This is a genomic window from Planctomycetaceae bacterium (genome assembly GCA_021371795.1).
In the GTDB taxonomy this organism is placed as follows: Bacteria; Planctomycetota; Phycisphaerae; order Sedimentisphaerales; family UBA12454; genus UBA12454.
In genome coordinates this window covers 23,577-39,916 of sequence record JAJFVK010000007.1, presented here as the reverse complement: position 1 = coordinate 39,916, position 16,340 = coordinate 23,577, and the positions used below count along the sequence as shown (strand labels likewise).

Below are 16,340 nucleotides of genomic sequence, written 5' to 3'. Positions count from 1 at the left end.
CTTTATATTCCGTAAAGGGTTGTGTTGAAAAAGTAATTTTTCAATCAGTTTGAATAATATAATTTAACTGGGAGCAAAATTGGCAATTACAAGAGTACATCTTTTAGCCAAGGAATTGGGCGTAAACAGCAAGGCGATTATTGATAAATGCCAGGCTGAAGGGCTTGATATCAAGAATCACATGTCAACTATTTCAGCCGGATTGGCCGCGACTATTCGTGAATGGTTCAGTGAAGGCTTGAATAGCACTACAGTTGAAACTGCTGCGCCGGTTGATTTGGCCAAAGTCAGGGTCAAACGAAAGAAAAAGGTTGAGACTGCCCCTGAAGAACAAGCTCCCACTGAACCCCCCACTGAAGTTTCCGCTGAAGAGCCCGGTGTTACAGCAGATCCGTTGCCACAGGAAACGCCTGTTGAAGCGGTTTCGGTTGTTGAGCCTGCACCAGTTGAAACGCCGCCGGTAACAGTTGAAGAGCCGCCGGCCGCACCGGTTGCGAATACGCAGACTGTCCGGCAGACACCTGAAATATACAAAGCACCAAGGCCGACTAATGTTGCACCGGCAGGCCCGATGCTTGAAAAACCAAAGCCGGCAAAACTTTCCGGCCCAAGAGTCATAAGAGTTGAAAAACCTGAAGTGATGGATTCTCCGCGTCCAAGACCAGCAAGCAGAATGGCACGACCTGCGTACAAACAGGCCGCAGCGGAACCTCTGCTGGCAAGTGCGCCGCAAATTGCCGATGCAAAAAAAGGCGCCAAGGGCAAGAAAAAAACCCACGGTCGAAAACACGATGGCACGCAGATAAGTGCGGAGGAAGCGATTCGCGAGGCAAAGACCGCAAGAAAACTTCGGTCCAGGGACATTGAAGAAAGACGCGCAAGACTGGATGCCGCCGGCGGAGAAGGTATGCGTCTGCGTCCTGTGCGTAAGCTTGAGACGAAAAAAACGCAGGCTGACGAAGCACCAAAGATTAAACCGGCAAAGGCGACTGTTATAGAGCCTGTGATTGTGAAAGAGTTAGCGAATGCTCTTTGTGTAAAGACCTCGGAGATAATTGAAAGATTAATTGCACACAATATTATGGCCGTTGCGAATCAGGTGATTCCTAACGACGTTGCCGAGCTTGTCTCGCTGGATATGGGCACGGAGTTGGTTATTCAGCCCAAGCTGACAATTGAGCAGCAGATAGCCGAAGAGTTCGCAAATCGCGAGAGAACGAATCTGCAAAAGCGTTCGCCGATTGTTACGATGCTTGGGCACGTTGACCACGGCAAGACGAGTCTGCTTGACAAAGTCAGGTCTGCACAGGTTGCAGCCGGTGAAGCGGGCGGTATTACGCAGCATATGGGTGCGTACCAGGCGACGTTTGGCGATAAGAATAATCAAAAGCGTGTAACGTTCCTTGATACACCGGGCCACGAAGCGTTTACAGCGATGCGTGCCAGAGGCGCGAATATGACGGATATTGCAGTGCTTGTTGTCGCCGCGGACGATGGAATAATGCCGCAGACAAAAGAAGCCATCAATCACGCCAAAGCAGCAGGCGTTCATATTATCGTGGCATTGAACAAAATCGATCTGCCGGGCTTAGACATCAACCGTCTTTACGGCCAGCTTTCCGAATACGAACTTGCACCTTCTGAATGGGGCGGAACAACAGACGTTGTCAAAACAAGCGCAACAAAAGGCACGGGCATCGACGAACTTCTCGAACATCTCGATTATGCCGCTGAAGTGCTCGACCTGAAAGCAGACCCGACAGTTCCTGCGACAGGATGGGTCGTTGAAGCGAAATTGAATCCTTCAAAAGGCCCTATGGCTACCCTGCTTATTAAAGAAGGCATACTTAAAAAAGGCGATATCATTCTGGCCGGCGGAAGCTACGGCCGAATCAGAACATTAAGAGACAGCGCAGGCAAATCCATCAACTCGGCAATCAGCGCAGCACCTGTCGAAGTATCCGGCCTGAATACAGTACCGCAGGCAGGCGACAAATTTTACTGCTTGAGCGATATAAATCGCGCAAAGATGGCTGCCGAAGAGAAAAAGGATTTATCCCGCAAAGCCGCTCTTGCGACGCGTTCGCTGGTTACAATGGAAAACCTCTTCAGTCAAATCGAAGCGGGCAAAACAAAAGAAGTCAATATTATCATCCGTGCCGATGTTCAGGGTTCTGTTGACGTTCTTATGAAATATCTCTCCGAATTAAGCACGTCTGAAGTTGGCATCAAGATTCTGCACGCGGCAGTCGGCGCCATCACTGAAGGCGATGTTGTTCTGGCAGAAGCATCAAACGCTATCGTTATCGGTTTCAATGTTGTGCCGGATGACAAGGCATCTAAAATCGCCGAGTCAAAAGGCGTTGATGTACGATTATACAGCATCATTTATAAGATCACAGACGACCTCAAGAAAGCTATGTCCGGTCTGCTTGAACCTGAAGAAAAAATCAACAGTCTCGGCAAGGCTTCCGTTCGCGATACGTTCAAAATTCCGAGCATTGGCACTATCGCCGGCTGTTATGTCGAACAGGGTGAAGTCAACCGAAACGCACATATCAGACTTATTCGCGATGGTGTGATTATGCGAGATAATTGTCAGGTTGAATCGCTGAAACATTTCAAGGACGATGTCAAGAAAGTTGGAACAGGACTTGAATGCGGCATAAAGATTGCCGGTTTCGACGATGTCAAAAAAGGCGACATCTTCGAGGTCTATGAAATAGTTAAAGTACAAAGGACAATTTAAGGTCGAATATGCCAAGTCGCAGACAAGAAAGAATGGCTCGTGTTATTAAGGAAGCGGTTAGCGATATTATCAATAATCACCTGCAGGACCCTCGCATCGAAGGTTTTATAAGTGTAACAGAAGTCAGGCCGCAACCTGACATGAAAAGCGCTGAAGTGTTCATTAGTATCATGGCGGAAAACGATACGAAGCAACGGCTTTCCTTTACCGCTATTCAGCATGCGGCAGGCAGAATTCAGGCGCTGCTGGGCGATTATATCGAGTCAAGATACTGCCCGCACCTTTACTTCCATTTGGATGAAAGGCTCAAGAAAACAATGGAAACGATGAGACTTATCAATGAAGTCTCTAAAGAACTTAATATAGAACAGGAAATAGAAGAAGCAGAAGAATCAGAAGAAACAGAAGAAAAATAAAAATGAAAAAAACGCCGCAATACTCACAGAAAATAAAAAAACTGTTTGGCATCCTTAAAAAAGGCGCTGAAAAACCGAAAAAAGCTGCGCACGAAGACCTGATTGAAGCTATGGTTTTTGCCTCGCTTTGTCAGGACTGCACTGAATCGGCCGCTAAGAGTGCGTTAAAGAAAATTCAATCGCACTTCGTTGACTTCAACGATTTACGCGTAGCCAGGACTGAAGAAATTGTCAGCGTTATCGGCAGCGACATCAGCGACGCAGACAAGGCGGCAGCTAAAGTAATCGCTATGCTCAACGCGTTGTTTCAAAAACACGACAGCCTTGTCGCTGAAAATATCGTTGGCGCAGGCAAAAAGGGCGTCAAAGAAGCCCTCGAAAAAATCGGCGGCCTGACGGATTTCGTAAAAAATTTCATATATCTTACATTTGTAAACAATCACGCTGTTCCGCTTACGGATAAAATGATTGAGTATTTTAAAACTTATGAATTAGTTGACCCGCAGTGGGACGACAAACAAATCATATCGTTTATAGAAAAACAGGTTTCCGCTTCTGAAGCCTACACGTTCTATGAAGTAATCCGGCACGACAGCGAACTGGCAAATCCGAAAGCCTCGCAGATTCTGGCCGAAGAAAAGAAAATATCTAAACCAAAAACAGTTTAAATACCAATTGGTATTATCACTCGCGCGTCGTGAAGTTTGTAACTTCGCTGCCCGCTTCGCTTTAACCCCCTGCGGGGACTGGCGCCGCGGAGGACAGCGCTCCCAAAGGGACGCTTCGCGGAGAAATTTTTGAAATCCGTATAATAGGAGTAAATATGTCAGAGCAGATTCTCAAACTCGGCATCCCGAAGGGAAGCCTTGAAAAGGCCACGTTTGAACTTTTTGAAAAAGCGGGCTTTAGTATAACCGGTTATGAAAGAAGCTATTTCCCCCGCATCAACGACGAGCAGATTAGTCTTATTATGCTCCGTGCACAGGAAATGAGCCGATACGTTGAAGACGGCGTTCTCGATGCAGGCTTCACAGGATACGACTGGATTCTCGAAAACAAATCAAACGTACACGAAATTTGCGAACTGCGATACAGCAAGGCGACTTCCAATCCGGCAAGATGGGTGCTGGCTGTTCCGAACGAATCAAAAGTGAAAAAAGCCGAAGACCTCGAAGGCGGCATTGTCGCAACAGAACTTGTCGGAGCAACAAAAGAATACTTCAAGAAAAAAGGCATTAAAGTCAAAGTTGAATTTAGCTGGGGTGCAACAGAAGTCAAGGCAAGATTAGTCAACGCTATCGTTGAACTGACAGAAACAGGTTCAAGTATCAAGGCTAACAATCTGCGTATCATCGACACCCTGCTTACCTCAAGAACAAAATTTATCGCCAACAAAGAAGCGTGGAAAAACAAATTCAAACGCGAAAAAATTGAAAACATTTCAATTTTATTAAACGCAGCGATTGACGCTAAAACAACCGTCGGTCTGAAAATGAACGCTCCAAAAAGCAAGCTTAAAGAAGTGCTCGGCATTTTGCCTGCTGAAAAAAGCCCTACCGTTTCACCTCTTGCGGATGAAAAATTTGTCGCGATCGAAGTCGTTGTCGATACAATAACCGAAAGAAATATTGTGCCTAAACTCAAACGGGCAGGCGCTTCTGGAATTATTACTTATCCCTTAAATAAAGTTATACATTAATGGTTACCCTTCAGGGTAGTAAATTTCCGCGATGAAACGGCATGTGTTATTCGGAAGCACTTGCCCGCGGATTAACAAAAAAATTAAATTAGGGACGAATATTTATGTCAGGACATTCACACTGGGCAGGAATCAAACATAAAAAAGCCGCTAACGACGCAAAACGCGGGAAAGTATGGAGCAAGATTGCACGTATAATTATCGTTGCCGCCAAAAACGGCGGGCCTGACCCCGGGCAAAATCTTGCACTGCGTTACGCTATCGATAAAGCCAAACAGGCAAATATGCCCAAGGACACAATCGAAAAGGCTGTGAAAAAAGGCGCCGGCGGCGGCGATAATATCGCCTTCGTTCCCATTTTTTATGAAGGCTATGCACACGGCGGCGTGGCTATAATAGCCGAAGCATTGACCGACAATCGCAATCGAACTGGGCCTGAAGTCAGAAAAATTTTCGACCATCACGGCGGCTCTTTAGGCTCAACCGGATGCGTAAGCTATATGTTCAGCAAAAAAGGGATGATTCACGTATTGACCAAAGACGCAGACGAAGACGAATTGATGGAACTGGTCCTTTCTGCGGGCGCAGAGGATATGCAGAACACCGGCGAAGCCTACGAGATAACCTGCGAGCAGGCCGCTTATGAAAATTTGAAAAAAGCAATTGATGACAAAAAGATACCGGTTCAGAGCAGCGAAATATCAATGATTCCGCAAAATTCCATACCAATAAACGATCCAGTGGCGGCAAAAAAGATTCTCGCTTTGATTGATGAACTCGAAGAAAATGATGACGTCCAGAACGTTTACGCGAACTTTGATATTCCAGACGATATTATCGAAAAAGCACAAGGATAACATAACTTCTTATATTTAAGTAACTTATAAACTGTCAAATATTTTTACGAAAAAGTGTTTGACAGTTTTTTTGCAATTGTATATAATCCCCATTAATACCATAGGAATAATAGGATATATGAACCAAACTAATAGAAAAACTGAATATTCGACGAACGAAGCTATTGTAAAAGAAATTGCATCTTCTATCGCAGGGCTTGATTATGGGAATGTATTAATCAAGGTTCACGATGCGAAAATAGTGCAAATCGAAATAACTGAACGGAAAAGATATGATGATTATTGGAATATTGAGAAAGGAGGCGGCATCTGATAACTAATTCATCCAAGCGGTAACCCGCAGGACAAAACAAAATATAAGCAATAATAACGGGTCAACCAGTCATCTGGAAATCCTGCAAACATGAAGAACATTTTTATTTTAAGGAGTATTCCAGATGAAACGATTATTAACATTTTTTACAACAGCAACGTGGTTAATTTTAATAAGTTCAACTTCAACTTACGCGGGCGTCCCGTTAAACAACCTTGAAGGTGTCGGCGGTGTGGCGTTCAACCCCCTTGCGTACACCGCGGGTAATAAAACAAAAGATGCAGAGCCAAATTTCCATGGTAAATTTTCGCTCGATGATGTCATCACAAGTAAACCCCAAATTGGAACCTGGTATGTAAATTTAAGACAAAGCAAAATTGACTGGTCAACAGTCGGTATAGCTCAAACATTTTTTAATCGACTGGAAGTTTCTTATGGGTTTGAAAATATTTCGACAAGTTTTCAGGATATACAAAAGCATAATATAGGCACCAAATTGCTTTTGCTTGAAGAAAATTTTAATGACTGGAGTTTTGCTCCTGCGATTTCAATTGGTGCCGTCGCGAAGCATACGGATTACGACACGCCGGCAGGTGTTGAGAATTCAGGATTAGATTTCTACATAGTCGCGACCAAAATGATTAAATCACTGCCGAAACCTGTTTTGATATCCGGCGGTTTGCTTTCGACTAAAGGCCGTGTGCTGGGCGTTTTGGGATTCGATGACGAACGTGATGAAGTTCTCTTCGGCAATATCGATGTATTGCCGCTGAAGAACGTTGCCGTGGGCGTTGAATACCGGCAGGGAGCACAATTCAGCGATTTCAAAAACGCAGACTACTGGGATGCACATGTTGCGTGGTTTATAACTAAAGATTTGTCGCTTGTCGCGGCTTATGTAGTAACAGGAAACCGTACGGGAAGTCCGGCAGTCGGACTCGGTGACGGAATTGTATTAAGTGCACAATACGCTTTTTAAGGAATAAACAAATGAGTAAAGTAGATCACAAACTGGAAATAGAATCATTAGCGTTACACGGCGGACAGGAAGCCGATCCGACAACAGGCTCACGAGCTGTTCCGATTTACCAGACAACCTCGTATCAATTTAAAAACAGCGATCACGCAGCGAATCTTTTCGGCCTGCGGGAATTCGGCAATATTTATACGCGTCTGATGAATCCCACGACGGATGTGCTTGAAAAACGCATCGCACTTATTGACGGCGGAGTCGGCGCTCTTGCAACAGCAAGCGGACAAGCGGCAATTTCACTTGCTTTGCTCAACATCGCACAGGCAGGTGATGAAATTATTTCCGCAGACAATCTTTATGGCGGCACTTACAATCTGCTCCATTACACATTCGCACGGTTTGGCATAAAGGTAAATTTTGTCAAATCAAACGATTTGGCCGCTTTTCAAAAAGCAATCACACCAAAAACAAAAGCTATCTATGCTGAATCCATCGGCAATCCGAAATTGGATGTCGCTGATTTGGAAGGCCTCGCAAATGTCGCTCACAAAAACGGCATTCCATTTGTTTTGGATAACACTGTTTCGCCTTACCTTTTGCGGCCAATAGATTTTGGAGTTGATATTGTTGTATATTCAGCGACCAAATTTATCGGCGGTCATGGAACATCTGTTGGCGGACTCATCGTAGATTCGGGAAAATTCGACTGGACGAATGGAAAATTCCCGCTTATTGCGGAACCGGAACCGAGTTATCACGGCATCAATTTTGTCGAAGCTCTTAAACCATTAGGTAATATTGCTTATATCATCAAAGCAAGAGTAACGCTTTTACGTGATTTAGGGCCCGCCCTTTCTCCTTTCAACTCTTTCCTGTTTACGCAGGGACTTGAAACATTACATCTAAGACTGCCAAGACACTCTGAAAACGCGATGGCTGTCGCTAATTATCTGAAGAAACATCCCAAAGTTTCGTGGGTTAATTATCCGGGTCTTTCATCGAGTCCTGAAAAAGACAGAGTAAAAAAATATCTGCCGAAAGGTGCCGGTGCGATTTTGGGATTCGGAATCAAAGGCGGTCTTGAAGCAGGTAAAAAATTCATTGATTCACTCGATCTTATTTCACATCTTGCAAATGTCGGCGATGCGAAGACTCTGGCTATTCATCCTGCGACAACGACGCATCAGCAGCTTTCGCCAGCAGAACAACTGGCAACCGGTGTAACGCCCGACTTTATTCGTCTGTCTGTCGGCATTGAACACATCGACGATATTATCGCCGACATTAATCAAGCTCTGGAGAAAGCATAATATTTTGGAGAACAAAAATGGCAAAAATATTTGATGACATAACGAAAACCATCGGTAATACGCCTTTGGTCAGGCTGAATAAAATTGCTGAAGGTCTGAACGCAACAATTCTGGCCAAAATTGAATCGTTCAATCCGCTCTCAAGCGTCAAGGACAGATTAGGTATCGCATTAATCGAAGACGCAGAAAAGAATGGACTGCTGCACAAAGACTCTGTAATTATCGAGCCGACAAGCGGTAATACAGGAATCGCTTTGGCGTTTGCGGCTGCGGCAAGAGGTTACAAACTGATACTTACAATGCCGGAAACTATGAGCCAGGAACGACGGCAACTACTGAAAATTTTCGGCGCAGAACTTGTGCTGACTGAAGGCCTCAAAGGAATGAGTGGAGCGATAGCCAAGGCAGAAGAATTAGCGAAAAGTACGCCAAACAGCTTTATACCGCATCAGTTCAACAATCCGGCAAATCCTGAAATACATCGCAAAACCACCGCAGAAGAAATATGGAATGACACTGACGGCAAAATCGACTTTCTTGTCGCGGGTGTTGGGACAGGCGGTACAATTACCGGCATATCAGAAGTAATCAAGAAGCGAAAAAAGAGTTTCAAAGCAATTGCCGTTGAGCCGGACACTTCGCCGGTGCTTTCGGAAGGAAAAGCCGGTCCGCACAAAATCCAAGGCATCGGCGCAGGTTTTGTCCCGCAAGTATTGAACAAAGACATTATCGACGAAATCGTTCGCGTAAAAGATGACGATGCAGGCCAAACAGCAAGGCTTCTGGCAAAAACAGACGGTATTCTGGCAGGTATTTCAGGAGGCGCAGCGTTGTGGGCGGCTCTTGAAATCGCTAAAAGAATGGAAAATAAAGGTAAATTGATAGTTGTGATTCTGCCGGATACGGGCGAAAGGTATCTTTCAACGTGGCTGTTTCAATAATTTATTCTTGAGTTTTTCTTTTCTCGATGAAATTTTTTAGGATTTCTGCCGCGGCAATAGCGTCGATTTTATTTTTCTTCTGTTTGTGCGTCAGGCCGGTTTGGGCAAGTTTATCGCCTGCGGCATAAGTGGAAAGTCTTTCGTCCTGAAAGTATATCGGCAGAGTTGTTCGCGATTTGATTGCGCCAGCGAATTTTCTGGTCATCACTGCCCTGTCGCCTTCGCTGCCATCCATATTCAACGGCAAACCAAAGACCAATCCCTCAACCTGATTTTCTTTCGCGATTTTCAGGATTTCATCATGCAGAGTTTTTTGCCCCTCAATAACCTGCAAAGGACTTGCGAGAATTTCATCGCCGTCGCAAATTGCCAATCCTGTTCGTTTATCGCCAAAATCAATACACAAGAAACGCATTATAAATACCGCTCTTTGCCGTGTTCCTTGATGGTATTGAGCAAATCCTTCAACTTTCCAATTTCTTCTATTGGACAAACGAATGTCGCGTCCGGACTGTGAACAACGACCATATTTTTCAGGCCAATCGTCGCAATGAGATGCTTTTTATCTTCGGTAACGATGATGCTGTCCTTGCAGTCCAATACTTCGCTCTGCTCGGCCACGACAATATTTCCATTTGGGTCGGACTTTGTAATGTCCGCAAGCGCAGAGAACGACCCCATATCGAGCCACTGGCAATTCAGCTTTATCGCGTGGACATCTGGCGCTTTTTCCATAACGGCAAAATCAATGCTGATTTTCGGCAACTTTACAAATGCCTCGGCAAGGATTTCTTCCTGATTGTGGCCGCCCCATGCAGCCTGAATCGTCTGCAAGGGCTTTTTGCACTGCGGCAACTTTTCATAAAGCAATTCGAGTATTCTTTTCGCCTTCCAGACAAAAAGACCTGAATTCCAGCAGTACTGCCCTGTCGAAAGATACTCTTTGGCAGTTTGCGCATCGGGCTTTTCCTTGAACGCCTCTACGCAATAAATCTCGTTATTAAAATCCGTGCACTTTTGGCATTTGCCTAATTTTATGTAACCCAACTGCGTGTTCGGAAACGACGGCTGAATGCCGAACGTAACAAGCGCTTTGGGATTTTTCTCGACGAAATTCATCGCGTCATTCAATGCGCGATTGAAAACTTCTGTCGGTTTGATAATCTGGTCGGCTGTTACCACCGCCATAGTAGCATCTGGGTCGAATCTTGAAAGCACCGCGGCGGCAAGGCCAATCGCACCGGCAGTGTCGCGGACTTCCGGCTCGGCAATAACATTATCGTAAGGAATCTCCGAAAGGTTTTCACGCACAATATCAGAATAACCTTTGTTGGTGAGTACAATGATATTGCGAAGGTCGAACAGACTGTTCACACGCTGAAAACATCCGTGCAAAAGCGTGTCGCCTTCAATCAGTTTGAGAACCTGTTTTGGTCTGCTCTCCCTGCTCAAAGGCCAAAGCCTTTTGCCGGTGCCACCTGCCATTATAACCGCAAATCGCATATTCGATTCCTTTTCACTTTGGTCGAAAAAATTATGGGTATCTCTAAAATTTACTATCAAACACGATAAATTCGTTTTTTTACCAATCGCTGACCCCGCTTCGCTTATGGGTTTCCGCTGCGGCTCCAACGCTCATGGCTCTGATTTTTATTTTTTAGAGATAGTCCTATTTCTTATATCACAAAACGACTATCCATTTTTTCAAACGGTTTAATTTTTTTCGCTAATTTAGCGTAATCTTTGCTGCCCATCAGCGCAAGCGTCGCGTCTTTGCCAAGTTCAACAGCCGGCTGGTCATACGCGTTAATATTAAACAGCAGACCCGCTATCGATGTAGTCGCCTCAAAGAGATATATGAACTGGCCTATAGTATACGGCGTAACCTTTTCAAATTCAACTGTCAGGCACGGACGCTTGTCAAATATCAAAGCGTATTCCGTTCCGATTTTTTCACTATTAATAAGCTTGCTCATCTTGTGTCCTGAAAGAACCGCCAATTCCGGCGCGACTTTCGGAGCCTTGCCAATCGTTACATCGCTGCCGAATTCCTTTACCGACAGTAATGTAAACAATTTATCGTTCGGTCCTTCACGGTAAAGCTGAACCTGACTGTGCTGGTCGGTGGCGCCGAGAGCTTTTACAGGGGTGGGGCCAACGAAAACTTTTTTGCCCTTTACATCATTTGTCTTGCCGAGACTTTCAGCCCATAACTGTCTGTACCAATCTGACAAATCTTTCAGGCCGTAACTGTACGGCATCATAACAGATATTTTTTTGCCTCTTGTGTAATAATGCCAGTTAATCGCGGCATTTACCGCTGCGGGGTTTTCAAAGAATTTTGTTATGCTGACCTTTTTGTCCATATCGGCAGCACCGGCCAAAAGCGCATCAATATTAATGCCGCAAACAGCAGCACTCAATAAGCCAACTGCGCTCAAAACGCTGAATCTGCCGCCAACGCCATCCGGAACTTCCAGACTCCGGAAGCCGTACTCATCGGTAATTTTGCGGAGTGTGCCGTGCTTTAGGTCTGTTGTGGCGACAACCTGTTCTTTTAATTTTTTCGCGCCCAATTTTTTTTCGAGCATATTGCAAACGGTCATAAACTGCGAAGCAGTCTCGGCTGTTCTGCCGGATTTGCTGATAACATTGAAAACGGTGTTGTCGAGTCTGCCGCCAATCCAATCAAAGAACGACTTCATCTGCACGGGGTCAACATTATCCATCACGAAAAGTCTTGGGCCTTTTCGCTGCTTGTCGTCAAGATTATACATATACGGATTCAACGCGGTTTGCAGAGCTATATTGCCGAGTGCCGAGCCGCCGATTCCGAGAACTACGAAATTTTCGCAGCCTTTGACTTGTTTGGCGATTGCTTTGACTTGTCTAACGGTATCGGTCTGATACGGCAAATCCCTGTAACGAACTTTGCCGGCCTTTCGCTGATTGTTAAGCTCAACGATGCAGGGCTGGGTCTTTTTGGCGAGCTGACTGAATTGCTTTTTTGTTATGCCGTGTTCTTTGCCGAGCACGCTGTCCGTAACGTTTTTATAGTAAAAATTTACCTGCGGATTTTCCATATATGACTCCTAATTATTTCCAATAATCGTTAAATTCGCGTATTTAAGCATTAACTGCTTAACCATTCCATTTCTAAACTCGACCTCTACAACGCTATCGGCGGACAGGTTATGAATCTTGCGGATTCGGCCTGTGCCGAATTTTTTGTGCGAAACAAGCTGCCCTTCCTTGAACCCGATTTCATATTCCGGCAGTTGGCTGTCGGAAGTATCATAATCCAGGCCGGTTTTTTGTTCAACATATTCTTTTTGCTCTGGTTCGGCCAGATAAAGCCCCGCCTCCGAAAGGAACGGCGACTGAATCGTCCTCATAATTTGGCCGTGGATAGTCCTGTATCGGCATAACGTTACGCACAAGTTCTTTCTTGCTCGCGTAACGCCGACAAAAAACAGCCTTCGCTCCTCTTCAAGCTCTCGCGGGCTATCAACGCTGCGTTCGTGCGGCAAAAGCCCCTGCTCAAGGCCGGCGATAATAACATTGTCAAACTCAAGCCCCTTGGCGCAATGCAGCGTCATCAACGATACTTTGCCGCTCCTGCTGTCGTAAGTATCCGTATCGCTGAACAACGCGATATGCTGCATAAACTCTATAAGGCCGCCAAGCTGCTGCTCGTCGAACCTTTTTGCGGAGTTAATTAACTCATACACATTGTCAATCGGCGGCGACTTGCTGTAATCCTCTTCAGCGGCTTCGGCTTTGAGCGATTCATATAAACCGCTGGCCTTGAATACATTTTCCATAACCACCGCAGTCGGCGATTCTTTTTCTTTCGTAAAGTCTTCCATCATCTTCACGAAGACTTTGAGTTTTGTTCTGGCCGATTCTGTCAACGCTTGAACGTGCGAACAATCTTTGGCCGCCTGAAAAATGCTGATATTATTCACCGCTGCGAAAGACTCAAGTCTCGACACAGTCGTCGGGCCAATACCTCTTGCGGGTGTGTTGACGATTCGCGTAAACGCCTGGTCATCGGACGGATTTACTATCAGCCGAAGATAGGCGAGCATATCCTTGATTTCCCTGCGGTTGTAAAATTCCACGCCGCGGACTATCTGGTACGGGATTTTGTTCAGAATGAACGATTCTTCAATAGCCCTGCTCATCGAGTTTACGCGGTAGAAAATGGCAATCTGATTCGGAGCTGTGCCATTGGCGAGAAGGCCGCCGATGTGGCCGGCGATAAATGACGCTTCTGCCTGTTCGTCTTCAAGGCACTCGGCTTTTATATCAGCCTTGCCCTGATGAACCGGTACAAGTTTTTTCAGTTTTCTGCTTTTGTTCGATACGATAAGTTTATCAGCAATTTCGAGAATGCCCGGCAGAGACCGGAAATTTTCCTCCAGCTTTATAATCGTCGCAGCCGGCCAGTCTTTTTCAAACGCAAGGATGTTACCAATATCGGCGCCGCGCCAGCCGTAGATGGATTGGTCGGGGTCGCCTGTTACGCAGATATTACCATGTAGTGAGGAAAGACCTTTGGCAATCTGATACTGTGCGTGGTTGGTATCCTGATATTCGTCAACCATCAGATACTTATAATGCTCGTTGAGCTGTTTTCTTATCTCTGCGTTATCTTTCAGCAGAAACGCCGTCTTAAGAAGCAAATCGTCAAAGTCCATCGCATTATTTCTTTCGAGAATCTTCTGATAATTTTTATATATCTTAAAAACACACTGCGAAAAGAAATCGCCCTGACTTCGCTGCTCGAACGCTTTTACATCCTCAAGATTATTTTTCAAACGCGAAATAGTTTCCAGCATCGCAGATGCGGGAAAAGTTTTTAGTTCAAGCTCGGCGTTCTTAACCGCTTCCTTAATACATTTTTTCTGGTCGGACGTATCAAAAATGCTGAACGACGGAGCGATTTTGGCGGCTTCGTTATACTTGCGTAAAATCCTGACGCACAGCGAATGAAACGTGCTGACGTGCACTCCGCGCGGGACATCCATCGCATGAACTCTTTGCCGCATTTCTTCGGCCGCTTTGTTTGTAAACGTAACGGCGCAAATGTTGCCGGGCATTACGCCCTGCTGCACCAATGCCGCGATGCGATGGGTTATAACGCGAGTTTTGCCGCTGCCTGGGCCTGCTATAACGAGTAAAGGACCGTCTTTGTGTAAAACGGCCCTTTTTTGAGATTCGGTAAGATTATCCATAATCCGAGGCTGTATGTTCATCATTGCTGCTGACCTTGCTGCTCCTGCTGTTGTTTCTGCTGCTGTTCCATTTGGTTTATTATCGCTTCTTCCTGCGATTTCATTTTCTCATATACATCCGGTCGTTCAACCTTTATTCTCTGAACAAGATTCAATCGCATATCTTCAGGGTATCTTGCATCGTTCAAAAAGCTGCTCAAACCGATATATTTTAAAGTATCGTACGGCGGCAACATCACTCTGTCAACGCCCTCATCGTGATATTGTTTTACATAATAATCGTAAACTTCCTGTGCCATTTTTTCTCTGCCGTAAGCCTCGTCGTCGTCGTGAACGGCATAACGAGCATACCCTTCGTGCAGCATTAACGTAATAATTTCTGTCGCGTCGGAAAGCCCCATATCTTTCAGTTCGTTCAACATTCTCGTTCTGGCGTAATCATTCAACGATGTCGCTGTCATAATTTCCTGGTCGTGTGGATAGTCTTTTCGCAGAGTATTATAAATCTGCAAAGCCTTGTCCTGATGGCCTGCCTGATAGAACAGCAGAACCGCTCGTTTGAGCAAATTTCTGTGCGGCACTTCCAATATCTCATTATCCTGACCGAGCTTGCGATATTTATCCATCAATCCGCGCAGCAAATTGTCGTATCTGTCGAAAAATCTCAAGTCAGGATACAGAAACACACTTTCCTGCTGCGTTATTGTATTCGGGTCTTCTTTTGAAGGCACATTTGAAGTATAAATTATCATTTTTCCACGGGTATATAGATTCTGAATACCGTGAAAAATTATTCTGTCGGTACTCAACTCCTCGAAAGAATATCCCTCTTGGCCGGTTTTTTTCAGCCCGAGCGCCGCCCAATACATCGCATGCACATCAGCCTGTGTCCAATCCAGCGGAATTACCTTATTCGGGTCTTTATAATCAATCGGCCCAAATTTTTCGTTCAACTCAACCATCAAATCCGGCTCAAGCTTCCATGTCTTTCTCAAATAATACGCTTTTGCAAATATATCGAAATCTTCAAGCGTTTTTGTGCCTCTGTATCTGTCTATTACAGCGAAACTCTTTTCCGGGAATTTTGCCGGCAGCAAGCGAAGCGTAAGATAAATATCTACAACTTCATCTTTCTTTGAGAACGCCGGGTCGGTTTCAGCAAGCTCATTGAGAAATTTTACTGTGCATGGGTCAGTCAGAACCTCATCAATATTTTGCGGTGCAGCGGCAAGTTTAATGTAATATTCCTGTGTCTCATCGCCGAGCATAGGTTTGATCGCATGATAAAGCTGAAGCTTATAATACTTGTGGCAATCGTCCATAACGTTTCCGATTTTGTGCTGGAAAATCCACGCAATGGAACGATAGAGGTCTATGTTTTTCGGATTTGTCGGTATGCCTTTATCTCTGATAAGCTCGTAACCATTTTTAACCCACTGCCATCGTTCCTGCGGCCGGCTTGCGGGAATGCTAACCGAAATATTGTACGCCATATTCCAGCCGTGGAAATCCCATACTTTCGCAAAACGAGGCTGAAGCATAGTAATCCATTCGGCAAGCTGTTTGGCATCGAAGAATTTACCGTCTTCCTTCAACTGGTCTGCGCGAATCCAGAGCACATCGACGATAAGTCCGCGAAAAGCCCCCAAGGCAACCGTCGCGAACGCAAGCGAAGGCGGCGCGTTTTCGAGCGGCTCATTCATAACTAATTTCATTTCGCTGCGCTGCGCGTTAATACTGTCGAGTCTCTGCGAACCGACAAAGAACAAACCTGCTGCGGCAAGCACACAAAAAATACAAATTGTAATATCACGAAGCCGCATATCAGTTTTGAGTTTTCAA

At 45.3% G+C, this 16,340-nt stretch carries 14 protein-coding genes; 9 read left to right on the top strand and 5 right to left on the bottom strand.

What is annotated here, in order from left to right:
* Positions 1 to 79 precede the first annotated feature (79 nt).
* From infB to cysK, 9 genes are all read left to right on the top strand, one after another.
* Positions 80 to 2,749, top strand: a complete 2,670-nt coding sequence (gene infB, locus LLF92_03660; GenBank protein MCE5340208.1) for a translation initiation factor IF-2 — start codon at positions 80 to 82, stop codon at positions 2,747 to 2,749.
* Positions 2,750 to 2,757: 8 nt separating this feature from the next.
* Entirely contained in the window at positions 2,758 to 3,165 is a 408-nt protein-coding gene (rbfA, locus tag LLF92_03655; protein MCE5340207.1) for a 30S ribosome-binding factor RbfA, read from the top strand.
* Between the two features lie 2 nt (positions 3,166 to 3,167).
* The gene (locus LLF92_03650; protein ID MCE5340206.1) at positions 3,168 to 3,833 is read left to right on the top strand and encodes a hypothetical protein; all 666 of its coding nucleotides are present in this window, start codon (positions 3,168 to 3,170) and stop codon (positions 3,831 to 3,833) included.
* Between the two features lie 155 nt (positions 3,834 to 3,988).
* Positions 3,989 to 4,864, top strand: coding sequence for an ATP phosphoribosyltransferase (gene hisG, locus LLF92_03645; protein ID MCE5340205.1), 876 nt, complete (start codon positions 3,989 to 3,991; stop codon positions 4,862 to 4,864).
* Between the two features lie 104 nt (positions 4,865 to 4,968).
* The gene (locus LLF92_03640) at positions 4,969 to 5,721 is read left to right on the top strand and encodes a YebC/PmpR family DNA-binding transcriptional regulator (protein ID MCE5340204.1); all 753 of its coding nucleotides are present in this window, start codon (positions 4,969 to 4,971) and stop codon (positions 5,719 to 5,721) included.
* Positions 5,722 to 5,839: 118 nt separating this feature from the next.
* Positions 5,840 to 6,034, top strand: a complete 195-nt coding sequence (locus LLF92_03635) for a YezD family protein (GenBank protein ID MCE5340203.1) — start codon at positions 5,840 to 5,842, stop codon at positions 6,032 to 6,034.
* Between the two features lie 124 nt (positions 6,035 to 6,158).
* Complete coding sequence (locus tag LLF92_03630; protein MCE5340202.1) at positions 6,159 to 7,013, top strand: DUF3034 family protein; 855 nt, start codon at positions 6,159 to 6,161, stop codon at positions 7,011 to 7,013.
* Positions 7,014 to 7,024: 11 nt separating this feature from the next.
* Positions 7,025 to 8,317: an O-acetylhomoserine aminocarboxypropyltransferase/cysteine synthase gene (locus LLF92_03625; GenBank protein ID MCE5340201.1), complete on the top strand. Its 1,293-nt coding sequence runs from the start codon at positions 7,025 to 7,027 to the stop codon at positions 8,315 to 8,317.
* A gap of 17 nt (positions 8,318 to 8,334) precedes the next feature.
* The gene (gene cysK / locus LLF92_03620) at positions 8,335 to 9,258 is read left to right on the top strand and encodes a cysteine synthase A (protein ID MCE5340200.1); all 924 of its coding nucleotides are present in this window, start codon (positions 8,335 to 8,337) and stop codon (positions 9,256 to 9,258) included.
* 1 nt (position 9,259) lies between these two features.
* On the opposite strand, the gene ruvX is transcribed toward cysK, so the two are convergent.
* The 5 genes from ruvX to LLF92_03595 all read right to left on the bottom strand — a co-directional run bounded on the left by ruvX (position 9,260) and on the right by LLF92_03595 (position 16,321).
* On the bottom strand, positions 9,260 to 9,673 hold the full coding sequence (ruvX, locus tag LLF92_03615; protein MCE5340199.1) for a Holliday junction resolvase RuvX: 414 nt from the start codon (positions 9,671 to 9,673) through the stop codon (positions 9,260 to 9,262).
* Complete coding sequence (locus LLF92_03610) at positions 9,673 to 10,761, bottom strand: NTP transferase domain-containing protein (protein MCE5340198.1); 1,089 nt, start codon at positions 10,759 to 10,761, stop codon at positions 9,673 to 9,675. Before LLF92_03610 ends, ruvX begins: the two co-directional genes overlap by 1 nt.
* A gap of 173 nt (positions 10,762 to 10,934) precedes the next feature.
* A complete protein-coding gene (locus LLF92_03605; GenBank protein MCE5340197.1) occupies positions 10,935 to 12,341 on the bottom strand; it encodes a glucose-6-phosphate isomerase in 1,407 nt (468 codons plus the stop codon).
* A gap of 9 nt (positions 12,342 to 12,350) precedes the next feature.
* Positions 12,351 to 14,522, bottom strand: a complete 2,172-nt coding sequence (locus LLF92_03600; protein MCE5340196.1) for a UvrD-helicase domain-containing protein — start codon at positions 14,520 to 14,522, stop codon at positions 12,351 to 12,353.
* The gene (locus LLF92_03595; GenBank protein ID MCE5340195.1) at positions 14,519 to 16,321 is read right to left on the bottom strand and encodes a hypothetical protein; all 1,803 of its coding nucleotides are present in this window, start codon (positions 16,319 to 16,321) and stop codon (positions 14,519 to 14,521) included. The genes LLF92_03600 and LLF92_03595 overlap by 4 nt, the downstream gene beginning before the upstream one ends.
* Between the last annotated feature and the right edge of the window lie 19 nt (positions 16,322 to 16,340).